The sequence below is a fragment of the Rhodoferax sp. genome, assembly GCF_030646845.1.
Lineage (GTDB): Bacteria > Pseudomonadota > Gammaproteobacteria > Burkholderiales > Burkholderiaceae_C > Rhodoferax.
This window is the reverse complement of the sequence record NZ_JAUSLE010000015.1, coordinates 16,896-28,852: the sequence shown is the minus strand read 5'-3', so window position 1 is coordinate 28,852 and position 11,957 is coordinate 16,896. Positions and strand designations below refer to the sequence as shown.

The 11,957-nt window shown below is 58.9% G+C and carries 12 protein-coding genes; all 12 read left to right on the top strand.

Features of this window, described 5'->3' with window-relative positions:
* Positions 1-2: 2 nt before the first annotated feature.
* The 12 genes from uppS to Q7T10_RS04345 all read left to right on the top strand — a co-directional run bounded on the left by uppS (position 3) and on the right by Q7T10_RS04345 (position 11,927).
* On the top strand, positions 3-725 hold the full coding sequence (uppS, locus tag Q7T10_RS04400; protein ID WP_304746334.1) for a polyprenyl diphosphate synthase: 723 nt from the start codon (positions 3-5) through the stop codon (positions 723-725).
* 9 nt (positions 726-734) lie between these two features.
* Positions 735-1,592, top strand: coding sequence for a phosphatidate cytidylyltransferase (locus Q7T10_RS04395; RefSeq protein WP_304746332.1), 858 nt, complete (start codon positions 735-737; stop codon positions 1,590-1,592).
* The gene (gene ispC, locus Q7T10_RS04390) at positions 1,589-2,800 is read left to right on the top strand and encodes a 1-deoxy-D-xylulose-5-phosphate reductoisomerase (RefSeq protein ID WP_304746330.1); all 1,212 of its coding nucleotides are present in this window, start codon (positions 1,589-1,591) and stop codon (positions 2,798-2,800) included. The genes Q7T10_RS04395 and ispC overlap by 4 nt, the downstream gene beginning before the upstream one ends.
* An 18-nt stretch (positions 2,801-2,818) precedes the next feature.
* On the top strand, positions 2,819-4,183 hold the full coding sequence (gene rseP, locus Q7T10_RS04385) for an RIP metalloprotease RseP (RefSeq protein WP_304746387.1): 1,365 nt from the start codon (positions 2,819-2,821) through the stop codon (positions 4,181-4,183).
* A 48-nt stretch (positions 4,184-4,231) separates the two neighbouring features.
* Positions 4,232-6,532 carry an outer membrane protein assembly factor BamA gene (gene bamA, locus Q7T10_RS04380; protein ID WP_304746328.1) on the top strand — a complete coding sequence of 767 codons (2,301 nt, stop codon included), beginning with the start codon at positions 4,232-4,234 and terminating at the stop codon, positions 6,530-6,532.
* Entirely contained in the window at positions 6,532-7,050 is a 519-nt protein-coding gene (locus tag Q7T10_RS04375; protein ID WP_304746326.1) for an OmpH family outer membrane protein, read from the top strand. Before bamA ends, Q7T10_RS04375 begins: the two co-directional genes overlap by 1 nt.
* Before the next feature lie 26 nt (positions 7,051-7,076).
* On the top strand, positions 7,077-8,063 hold the full coding sequence (lpxD, locus tag Q7T10_RS04370; protein ID WP_304746324.1) for a UDP-3-O-(3-hydroxymyristoyl)glucosamine N-acyltransferase: 987 nt from the start codon (positions 7,077-7,079) through the stop codon (positions 8,061-8,063).
* On the top strand, positions 8,060-8,500 hold the full coding sequence (fabZ, locus tag Q7T10_RS04365; protein ID WP_304746322.1) for a 3-hydroxyacyl-ACP dehydratase FabZ: 441 nt from the start codon (positions 8,060-8,062) through the stop codon (positions 8,498-8,500). The genes lpxD and fabZ overlap by 4 nt, the downstream gene beginning before the upstream one ends.
* 10 nt (positions 8,501-8,510) lie before the next feature.
* Complete coding sequence (lpxA, locus tag Q7T10_RS04360) at positions 8,511-9,299, top strand: acyl-ACP--UDP-N-acetylglucosamine O-acyltransferase (protein WP_304746320.1); 789 nt, start codon at positions 8,511-8,513, stop codon at positions 9,297-9,299.
* Positions 9,300-9,389: 90 nt separating this feature from the next.
* On the top strand, positions 9,390-10,523 hold the full coding sequence (gene lpxB / locus Q7T10_RS04355; protein ID WP_304746385.1) for a lipid-A-disaccharide synthase: 1,134 nt from the start codon (positions 9,390-9,392) through the stop codon (positions 10,521-10,523).
* A complete protein-coding gene (gene rnhB / locus Q7T10_RS04350) occupies positions 10,495-11,136 on the top strand; it encodes a ribonuclease HII (RefSeq protein WP_304746318.1) in 642 nt (213 codons plus the stop codon). Before lpxB ends, rnhB begins: the two co-directional genes overlap by 29 nt.
* A complete protein-coding gene (locus Q7T10_RS04345; protein WP_304746316.1) occupies positions 11,133-11,927 on the top strand; it encodes an RNA methyltransferase in 795 nt (264 codons plus the stop codon). The genes rnhB and Q7T10_RS04345 overlap by 4 nt, the downstream gene beginning before the upstream one ends.
* The last annotated feature ends 30 nt before the right edge of the window (positions 11,928-11,957 follow it).

Genomic DNA, 11,957 nt, shown 5'->3' with positions numbered 1-11,957 from the left:
CGATGAGTCACGCACCTCACCACATCGCAATCGTGATGGATGGCAACGGCCGCTGGGCATCCAAACGGTTTCTGCCGCGTGTCGCCGGGCACAAGCAAGGTGTTGATTCGCTTCGCCGATGTGTCAAGGCATGTGCGCAACGGGGTGTGGGCGTGTTGACCGTTTTTGCCTTTTCTTCAGAAAACTGGAGTCGTCCAGCAGAAGAGGTGTCCGGTTTGATGGAACTGTTCGCCCTGGCGCTGACCAGGGAAGTGCCACAGCTCAAGGCTGATGGTGTCCAACTGCACTTTGTCGGTGAACGCGCCAATCTCTCGACGAAAGTGGTCGCCGGCATTGAAAAGGCCGAGTTGGCAACGGCCTCGAATTCACGCCTGATTTTGAACGTCTGTTTCAATTACGGCGGTCGCTGGGACATCGTGCAGGCGGCCGCCAAATTGGCGGCTCAGGGCACACCAGTCACTGAATCCAACTTGAGTGGGGAGATGGCCCTGGCGCACGTTCCGGATCCCGACCTGGTCATCCGTACCGGTGGCGAGCAGCGCATCAGCAATTTCCTGCTTTGGCAATCTGCCTATTCAGAGTTTTATTTCAGCGGCAAGCTCTGGCCAGAGTTCGATGAGGCGGAGCTTGACGTGGCCATCGCGGCCTTCAATCATCGTGAGCGGCGCTTTGGCAAAACCTCAGACCAGTTGGTTGCGCAGGCGGCCACTTCAACCGTCGCCTGAGGATCTCAAATGTTAAAACAGCGCGTCATCACGGCCCTCGTACTGCTGCTCATCTTGCTGCCGGCGTTGTTCTATCACTCGCCCGCGCCGTTTTGCGCGATTGCGCTGGTGTTCATCGCGGCTGGTGCATGGGAGTGGGCCCGGCTCAACGGGTATGGTCCGGTGGCGTCGCTGTTCTCTGGTTTGGCCTGTGGGGTGGCATGTGCAGCAGCATGGTGGCTGGGTATGCTTGAGCAATCGCTGGTCTTGCTGTGGGTCCTTGCCGGCGCCACGTGGGTGCTGGCAGGCGCCTGGGCGTTGCATCGCGGGGTATCAGCGTGGTCTGCGCATCCACAGGCGGTCCGGCTGGTCTCGGGCCTTGTTGCTCTCTGGCTTGCCTGGCTGGCGGTAGCGCAGGCCAGAGTGATTGGCATCAATTTTCTGCTTTCCATCCTGGTCTTGGTCTGGGTGGCTGATATCTTTGCCTATTTTGCGGGCAGGGCATTGGGCGGGCGTTTCAGCCGGGGCAAACTCGCTCCCTCCATCAGTCCCGGCAAAAGTTGGGAAGGTGTTTGGGGTGGCATGGCAGGCGTGGTTGTCCTGGCTTTTGTCTGGCGTTGGGCCGATGCCACATGGGGCATTACGGCTCCCAGTTTGTACAGTCACCTTGGTCGACAAGGTGCCTGGTTGCTCTTGATCGCGGTCGTGTTCTTATCGGCGATGAGCGTGGTGGGCGATTTGTTCGAGTCGCTCGTCAAGCGCAGTGCGGGCGTCAAGGACAGTAGCGGCTTGCTGCCAGGCCATGGTGGCGTGCTGGACCGTGTGGATGCGCTGTTGCCCACGCTGCCTTTGGCGCTAATGCTCTACTCGGTGCTGCAGCCTCGATGAGTGATTGGGAAGACAAGGTGAAACAGCGTGTCGCGATCCTGGGGTCGACCGGGTCGATCGGCGTCAGCACGCTGGATGTGATTGCGCGTCACTCGGATCGGTTCGAGGTTTTTGCCTTGAGCGCTTCAACACAGGTTGACCTGATGCTGCAGCAGTGTGTCCAATTCAAACCGGTGTTCGCTGTCATGGCCAGCGAACCACATGGTCGCGCGCTGGAGCAAAAGTGCAGCGATCTTGGCTTGAAGACGCAGGTTCTTTGGGGTTCATCGGCCATCACCATGATTGCATCGCATGAACTTGTCGACGCGGTAATGGCTGCGATCGTCGGTGCTGCCGGACTCGCTTCCTGTCTTGGGGCCGCGCGGGCAGGGAAGCGACTGTTGCTGGCGAACAAGGAAGCACTCGTGGTTGGTGGCGACTACTTCATGCAGGCTGTCGTGCAGGGTGGCGCAAAACTGCTGCCGATTGACAGCGAGCACTCAGCCGTATTCCAGTCCTTGCCGGATGATGCAGCCACGTGGGCGACTCAGATTGACAAGATCATTCTCACCGCTTCGGGAGGGCCATTTCGACAGCGTGAGCCCCACACACTGTGTGATGTGACGCCAGAGCAGGCCTGTGCCCACCCCAATTGGGTCATGGGACGCAAGATATCTGTTGACTCCGCCACCATGATGAACAAGGCGCTGGAAGTCATTGAGGCACGTTTCCTCTTCGATGTCACGCCTGATCAGATCGAGGTTGTGATTCATCCGCAGAGTGTGATTCATTCGATGGTCCAATACAAAGACAACTCCGTGGTGGCGCAACTTGGCACGCCCGACATGAAAGTGCCCATTGCCTATGGGCTGTCGTGGCCGGATCGCATCGCGTCTGGCGCCGCTGCACTGGATTTCAGGTCCATGGCCGACATGACGTTCGAGTCGCTGGACTCGCATGGCCATGAGCAACGCTTTCCCGGTCTGAAACTGGCGTGGTCAGTTTTGAAAGCACCTTCAGGATCCACGGCCGTCTTGAATGCTGCCAATGAAGTGGCGGTGGCAGCGTTTCTTGATGGCCAAATTCGTTTTGACCAGATTCACGTGGTCAATCTGGAAACATTGGAGACGGTCACCACTGCCAGCCCGCAGTCATTGGAAGATCTCTTGGCGCTGGATGCGATGTCCCGTGATGCGGCCCGGCAGGTGGTGCGCCGTGTGGGCATTTAGAAAATTCACCCTGGAGCGATCATGCTGACCCTTGCTGCATTTGTGCTCGCCCTCGGGCTGTTGATCGCGGTCCATGAATACGGTCACTACCGCATGGCCGTGGCCTGCGGTGTCAAAGTACTGCGTTTTTCCATCGGGTTTGGCAAACCACTGGTTCGCTGGCAGCCAAAAGGCTCGGCGACCGAGTTTGTCATTGCTGCTTTTCCGCTGGGCGGTTTTGTCAAGATGCTTGATGAGCGTGAAGCGCCAGTCGCTGACGCGGAGCGCCATCTGGCATTCAACACCCAGCCCTTGCGTTCGCGTGTGGCCATTGTGGCGGCGGGCCCTGTGGCAAATTTGCTGCTGGCTGTAGTGCTGTATGCGGCGGTGAACTGGAGCGGCATGCAACTTCCGGCCCCAATTCTGGCAAGACCCGATGCGGGGTCGATCGCTGAACACGCTGGTTTGATTGGCGGTGAGAGGATACAGCGTGCCGGGTTTGACGGTGGTCAACTTCAGGACGTCGAATCGTTTGAAGATCTTCGCTGGTTCCTGACCCGGGGAGCCCTGGAGGGACAGGATGTACGACTGGTTGTGACCGGGCCCGCCCGCGGTACCGGCGGCGATCTGCTGCTGAAACTCAGTGACATGGACGCGAGCGAGGCGAATGCTGATTTGTTTCGAAAGATCGGGGTGGTCGGGCCGTTTACCCGCCCTGTCATTGGTGAAATCGTCGTTGGCGCAGCAGCGGACAAAGCGGGTCTGCGCGATGGCGATGTGGTTCGCCAGGTGGGGTCCGTGCCTGTGGTGGATGGCCAGCAGCTGCGCCAGCTGATTCGGTCTTCAGTCCTGAATGGTCAGGCGGTGTCTGCTGTCTGGAAAATCACGCGAGCCGGAACCGAGCTGGAAGTCACCGTCACGCCGGAGACCCGGCAAGATGGTGCGCTCCTGGTTGGACGAATCGGCGCCTATGTCGGTGCGATGCCGGAGCTGGTGACGGTGAAGTATGGTGTCGCCGATGGTCTGTGGCGCGGCATGGTTCGCACCTGGGATGTGTCCGTCTTGACGCTCAGAATGATGGGGAAAATGGTGATCGGCGAGGCCTCCCTCAAGAACCTCAGCGGCCCGTTGACGATTGCAGACTACGCGGGGAAGTCCGCGGGCATGGGTTTGACGCAATACCTGTTGTTCCTCGCCTTGATCAGCGTGAGTCTGGGCGTTTTGAATTTGCTGCCGCTGCCGGTTCTGGACGGTGGTCACCTGATGTATTATCTTTGGGAGGGCATCATGGGCAAACCCGTCCCCGACGCCTGGATGGAGCGCCTGCAACGGGGCGGTGTTGCAGTCCTGTTGGTCATGATGTCGATTGCCCTCTTCAACGATATCACCCGCTTATTTGGCTAAATGTCTGGTGTTGACAATCGACACTGGCTTGACTCTTCAATACTAAAAATGCAATTCAATCGCTTTCCAGTGCGCGCAATATCCGCCGTAGTTTCTCTCGCTTTTATGGCTGGCACGGCGTGGGCGGTGAATCCTTTCACCGTGCGCGACATTCGCATCGAGGGTCTGCAACGGGTGGAGCCGGGAACCATTTTCGTGTCGCTGCCGGTTCGGGTTGGGGATGTCTATGACGATGAGAAGGGGTCGTCAGCGATTCGTTCGCTTTTTGGTCTGGGCTTGTTCAAGGATGTGCGAATTGAAGTTAGTGGCGATGTACTGGTGATCATTGTCGAGGAAAGACCCACGGTCGCCGATGTTGATTTCATCGGAACCAAAGAGTTTGACAAGGAAGTGCTCAAAAAGGCGTTGCGTGATGTAGGTCTGGGCGATGGCCGGCCCTTTGACAAAGCCCAACTTGACCGGGCTGAGCAGGAGCTCAAGCGGCAGTACATCAATCGCAGTCTCTACGCCGCGGAAATTGTGACCACGGTCACACCGATTGAGCGCAATCGGGTCAACCTGACGTTTACCGTGGTCGAAGGGGAGCCCGCAAAAATAAGTGAAATACGGATCGTCGGCAACAAAGTCTTTGGCGAGTCGACGCTGCGTGGCCTGTTTGATCTTGATACCGGTGGCTGGTTGAGCTGGTATACCAAATCGGATCGTTACTCGCGGGCCAAGCTCAACGCAGATATTGAAACCCTGCGTTCGTATTATTTGACACGCGGCTATCTGGAGTTCAAGGTGGACTCTACGCAGGTTTCGATCCTGCCAAACAAGACAGACATTGCCATCACCATCAATGTGACGGAAGGTGAACGATTTGTTGTCAGTGGTGTCAAGCTGGAGGGGAATTTCCTTGGCAAAGACGATGAGTTCAAGTCGCTTGTCACGATCAAACCCGGAGAAGCCTATAACGCGGATGAAGTGGCCAATACCATCAAAGCGTTTACCGACTACTTCGGGAATTTTGGATTTGCGTTTGCGCGCGTAGAAGCTCGTCCGGAAATTGACCGTGCCAACAACCGTGTTGCCTTGATCATGCAGGCGAATCCATCCCGCCGGGCCTACGTTCGAAAGATCAATGTTGCCGGCAACAGCCGGACGCGGGATGTGGTTGTGCGCCGGGAGTTTCGACAATTCGAAGCGTCATGGTACGACGGCGACAAGATCAAGCTGTCACGTGATCGCGTCGATCGCCTGGGCTATTTCAGTCAGGTAGGTATCGAGACCCAGGAAGTGCCCGGTTCACCCGACCAGGTTGATCTGACCATCAATGTGGTTGAGAAGCCCACCGGAAGCCTGAGTCTGGGGGCTGGTTTTTCAAGTGGCGACGGGCTCGGACTTTCCTTCGGCCTGAAGCAGGAAAATGCATTTGGTTCAGGGAACTCGCTGGGCGTGCAGGTCAACACCAGCAAGGTCAATCGCGTTGTCGTTTTCAACACGACCGATCCCTACTTCACGGCTGACGGCGTCTCCAGAACCATTGACCTGTACCACAGGACAAGCAGTCCGTACGAGGATCAAAACTACTATCAGTTGGTCACATCGGGCGGCAGTTTAAGGTTTGGAGTGCCATTCACGGAGACCGACACCGTGTATTTCGGCGCTGGCGTCGAGAGGACAACCATTGTGCCCGGAACGCTTCTGCCAACGGTGTACCAAGACTACGCTAACCAGTTTGGCTACGACAGTACGGCCATTCCTTTGACGATCGGCTGGGCGCGCGATGGTCGTGACAGTGCGCTGGCACCGAACTCCGGCCGCTTTCAGCGCGCGAATGCTGAGTGGTCAGTTGCGGGCGACGCCCGCTACCTGCGTGCCACCTACCAATATCAGGAATTCTTTCCTATCAACAAACAGCTCACTGCCGCCTTCAACGGCGAGGTGGGTTGGGGCGTGGCAGCAGGAGATCGACCCTACCCGGTGTTCAAAAACTTCTACGGTGGTGGCTTGGGATCGGTGCGCGGCTTTGAGCAGGGTAGCCTGGGCCCACATGATGTGGGTGGGACCGTGGTGGGCGGCACCAGAAAGTTCAATCTGAACGCCGAATTGCTGGCACCTTTTCCCGGAGCCGGGAATGACAGGACCCTGAGGATGTATGCTTTCCTCGATGTCGGCGCTGTGAGCGGTCCGGATGGCGGTTTGGCCATCAATGCCAATGCAAACAGCCTGCGATCCTCTGTAGGCGTGGGTATCAGCTGGATCTCGCCCGTGGGCCCTTTGCGTCTGGCATTCGCCAAGCCCATCAAAAAGTTTGATGGCGATAAAATACAAACCATGCAATTTCAAATTGGGACGACCTTCTAATGAACTATGTTCTACGCCGATGCAGTGCCGGAATTTTGTTGGGGGGGCTGCTTGCCTATGCACCGGTGCAGGCGCAGGAGTTCCGAATCGGGTTTGTCAGTACCGACCGGATTTTCAAGGAAGCCAGCACGGCCAAGGCTGCGCAGGCCAAGCTTGAGCAGGAATTCTCAAAGCGCGAGAAGGAGCTCGTCGACCAGGGCACTACCTTGAAGTCGATGGCCGACAAGTTTGAGCGTGAAGCGCCGACTCTGGCTGAGGGGCAGCGCATCGCCCGGCAGAAGCAGCTTGTGGACCAGGACCGCGATTTTCAGCGAAAACGCCGAGAATTTCAGGAAGATCTCAACTCGAGAAAAAACGAGGAATTGCAGCAGGTGCTGGAGCGTGCCAACAAGGTTGTGAAGCAGGTTGCTGAATCTGAAAAATATGACCTGGTTCTCCAGGAAGCGGTCTATGTCAATCCCAAGCACGACATCACCGACAAGGTCATCAAAGTCCTGAATTCGGGCGGCGTCAAATAAGCAACTGCGCCCAAGGCATGTGACGTGTGAGCTTAACTCTAGGTTCGATTGTTGAAGTACTCGGGGGTGAGCTTCATGGTGATTCTGGCCTCAAGATCGAGGGGCTGGCGCCGCTTGAGACGGCAACGCCTCGACAATTAAGTTTTCTCAGCCATCCCAAGTACCAGAATCAACTGGCAGCGTCGAAGGCTGCCTGCGTGATTGTGAGTCCCCAGATGCGTACGGCCGCGCTGTTGCGTGGGGCCTGCATCGTGTCGGACCAGCCGTATCTGTATTTTGCCCGGGTCACACAGCTCTGGAAGAAAAGCCTTCCACAGGCCCAGCGTCAGCAGGTGCACCCCAGCGCGGTGATTGACCCAACCGCCTTTGTTCATCCGCTGGCCCGTATCGGTGCCTTGTGCGTGATTGAAAGGGGGGCCCGCATTGGCGCAGATACCGAGCTGCGGTCCCATGTCACCGTGGCTGAGAACTGTGTGATTGGCGACAGATGCCTGGTGCATTCGGGCGTCGTCATCGGTGCGGATGGTTTTGGCTTTGCGCCCAATGCGGGTGCCTGGGAAAAAATCGAGCAACTGGGTGCTGTTCGAATCGGCAATGATGTTGAAATTGGCGCCAATACCTGCATCGACCGCGGCGCCTTGCAGGACACGGTGATAGAAGATGGTGTCAAGCTCGATAACCTGATCCAGATCGGTCACAACGTACACATAGGCAGACACACGGCGATGGCCGGCTGTGTGGGCGTGGCTGGCAGCGCCATCATTGGCGCCCATTGCACGATTGGGGGCGCTGCGAACATACTGGGGCATCTCTCGCTGGCCGACAACGTCAACATCTCCGCGGCAACAATTGTTACCCGGTCCATCCGAAAACCGGGCACTTACACTGGCATATTCCCCCTTGACGACAATGCGACCTGGGAAAAAAACGCAGCATCACTCAAACAATTGCACAGCCTGCGCGATCGCATTCGGGCGCTGGAAGATAAATTAAAAACATTGGAACAACCATGATGGACATCCACAAGATTCTCAAGCAACTGCCGCACCGCTATCCATTCCTGTTAGTCGACCGGGTGCTGGCGATTGAAAAGGGCAAGAGCATCAAGGCGCTGAAGAATGTCACCATCAACGAGCCGTTTTTTGAAGGGCATTTCCCGCAGCGACCCGTCATGCCGGGTGTGCTGATGCTCGAAGCCCTGGCGCAGGCCGCAGCCCTGCTGGCATTTGACGCGGCCGGCACGTCTGCCAGCGATGGGTTCATCTACTATTTCGCCGGCATGGAGGGCGTGCGTTTCAGGCGTCCGGTGGAGCCTGGGGACCAGTTGATTCTGGAGGCGGAATTGTTGCGCATGAAGGCCGGTATTTTCAAGTTCAAGGCGCGTGCGCTGGTGGATGGCGAAGTCGCAGTGGAAGCCGAGTTGACCTGCGCCATGCGCGCCGTCAGCTGAGGGTTCCTGCATGACCGCGATTCATGTCACAGCCATTGTCGATCCCGGTGCCGAGCTCGACAGCTCGGTGACCGTGGGGCCATACACCGTCATCGGGCCTCACGTCAAGGTCGGGGCCGGTACTACCATAGGCTCGCACTGTATGCTGGAAGGGCATACCACCATCGGCTGCGACAACCGAATTTTCGCCTCCGCTTCTCTCGGCGCTGCGCCGCAGGACATGAAGTACCGCGATGAGCCGACCGAGTTGGTGATCGGTGACCGCAACACAATCCGTGAGTTTTGCACCTTCAGCCGCGGCACCGTGCAGGACGCCGGTGTGACGCGCGTCGGGGACGACAACTGGATCATGGCCTATGTGCACATCGCGCACGATGTGCAGTTGAGGCATCACACCATCCTCGCCAACAACGCGACGCTGGCCGGCCATGTGCATGTGGGTGACTGGGCGATCGTCGGCGGCCTGTCGGGCGTGCACCAGTTCAGCCGGATCGGTGCGCACGCGATGATTGGCTTCCAGAGCCATGTGTCGCAGGACGTACCGCCCTACATGACGGTCTCGGGCAACCCGCTGGCCGTCCATGGCTTCAACGCCGAGGGCTTGCGCCGGCGCGGGTTTTCGGCGGAGCGCATTGCGCAGGTCAAGCAGATGCACCGTTTGCTCTACCGCAAGGGCTACACGCTTGAACACGCCAGTGCAGAAATCGAAGCGCTCAAAGGTGGCGTCAGCGACGGCGATGACGACGTGCAATTGTTGCTTGGCTTCCTGGCCGCATCGACGCGCGGCATCGTGCGCTGAGTGTCCGCCCCACTTTCCATGAGTGGCCTGTCTGCCAGCCTGCCGGTTCGCGAAACGATGGCCTTGGCTGGGGCTCCGCTCCAGGTTGCGATGGTGGCCGGCGAAACCTCGGGTGATCTGCTGGCTGGCTTGCTGCTGGACGGCCTGCGCGAAGGTTGGCCATCCCTGGATGCGTTCGGTATTGGCGGCCCGCACATGGGTCTGCGCGGCTTTGAGGCCTGGTGGCCCCATGACAAGTTGTCGGTACACGGCTATGGCTGGGAAGTGCTACGTCGCTACCGGGAGATTGTGGGCATTCGCGAACAGCTGAAAAGCCGGCTACTGCAGCAGCGCCCGGATGTGTTCATCGGGGTGGACGCGCCTGATTTCAATCTGGATCTGGAAGCCGGACTGAAAGGGCAGGGGATCAAGACGGTTCATTTTGTATCGCCGTCGGTCTGGGCCTGGCGCGCGGAGCGGGTCGAAAAAATCCGTCGCAGCGTGGATCATGTGCTGTGCATCTTTCCGTTTGAGCCTGCCTTGCTGGCGCAGCACGGTATCCAGGCCACTTACGTAGGGCACCCGCTGGCCAATGTCATTCCCATGGTGCCAGACCGGTCCGCGGCGCGTGCCGCGTTGGGACTGGCAGAGGACGATCGTGTGGTCGCCATTTTGCCGGGTAGCCGGAAATCCGAGATTCGGCACCTCGCCCTTACGTTCTTTCAGGCTGCAGCCCTTGTAAAAAAAGCACAGCCTGCTACTAAATTCATAGTGCCAGCGGTGCCGGCGCTGAAAGCGGAAATAGAAGCGGCTGCCCGTGCCAGCGGCTTGTTGGCGAACCTGCAGATCGTCGAAGGCCAGTCCCACAAGGTGTTGGCCGCGTGCGATGTCACGTTGATTGCCAGCGGCACCGCCACGCTGGAGGCGGCCCTGTTCAAGCGGCCCATGGTGATCGCCTATCGCATGGGTTGGCTGTCGTGGCAGATCATGCGGCGCAAGCAGTTGCAGCCCTGGGTGGGCCTGCCCAACATCCTGTGCCGCGAGTTTGTGGTGCCCGAATTGCTGCAGAACGCCGCCACACCGCAGGCGCTGGCCGATGCGGTCTTGCTCTGGCTTGATGCCAAAGAGGCTGAACCTGAAAAACTTGCCACGTTACAGAAGAAATTCACCGCGCTGCATGCTGAACTGCAGCGCGACACGCCCCGAATAGCTGCCCATGCGATCCAGCAAGTACTCCAAGGCTGAGCCAGCCACCCAACAAGCCGCGCTGATCTGGCACGTTCCCGGCCTGGTCGCCGGCGTGGACGAGGCCGGGCGTGGCCCGCTGGCCGGGCCCGTCGTCGCCGCCGCCGTGATCCTGGATGACCTGCAGCCCATCAAGGGGCTGGCAGACTCCAAAATACTGACGGCCCTGCGCCGCGAAAAGCTGTTTGATGAAATCCGGGCCAAAGCCTTGTGCTGCTCCATTGCCGAGGCCAGCGTCGAAGAAATTGACCAGCTCAACATTCTGCAGGCCACGCTGCTCGCCATGCGCCGGGCTGTGGCGGGTCTGCGACTCAAACCGTCCAAAGTGCTGGTGGACGGCAACCGCCTGCCCGTGCTGGATGTGCTGGCCGAAGCTATTGTCAAAGGTGACGCCACCGTGCCCGCCATTTCCGCAGCCTCCATTCTGGCCAAGGTGCACCGCGACCGATGGTGTGCCGAATTTGACCAGCAGTACCCGCAATATGGCTTTGCCAGGCACAAAGGCTATGGCACCGCCGAGCACCTGGCGGCCTTGCGTGCGCATGGTGCATGTCCGCAGCACCGCAAGACTTTCCGTCCGGTGACGGATGTCTTGAGCGGGGTATCGCGATGACCCGTCCGCAGGATCAGCACATCACGTCGCGCGACAACGCTTTTCTCAAAGACCTGCGGCGCTTGTCGCAAGACAGCACCGCCTATCGCAAACAGGGGCGTTTCTGGGTGGAAGGCGATCACCTGTGCCGTGCTGCTCTGACGCGCGGCGTGCAGCCTGCGGTAGGCGTTTTTTCTGAGTCTTTTTGGCCTATGGCCCCCGTGGAATGGGCGCATGCCGCTATCAAAAACATAGTAATTTCCGATGGGCTGTTCCACGATATTAGTGGGCTGGAGTCACCTGCCAGCATGGGTTTTGTGTTCGATCTGCCTTTGAATGCTGCGTTGCAGCCTGACGCGGCCTCCGTCATTCTGGACCGTGTGCAGGACGCCGGCAACGTCGGCTCCATCCTGCGCAGTGCCTCGGCCTTTGGGTTCAAACAGATCATCGCCCTCAAAGGCACGGCGGCGCTGTGGAGCCCCAAAGTGCTGCGCGCCGGCATGGGCGCCCACTGGGGCTTGCGGCTCATCGAAGGTGTGGCGTTGCCGGATCTGGCGGCGCTGGCATTGCCGATTGTCGTTACCAGTTCGCACCGCGGTGCTTTTTTGCACGAAGCGCTCCAAAGGATGGAATTGCCCATGCCCTGTGCCTGGGCGCTTGGACACGAAGGGCAGGGCGTAGGCGCCGAACTGGAAGCGCTGGCTCGCCTGCACGTGCGCATTGCCCAGCCCGGCGGTGAAGAGTCGCTCAATGTTGCGGCCGCCGCCGCCATTTGCCTGCACGCCAGCGCGACGGCATCGGCGTCGCGATAACCGCCGCCAGGGCCAGCGTAGTGGGGACAA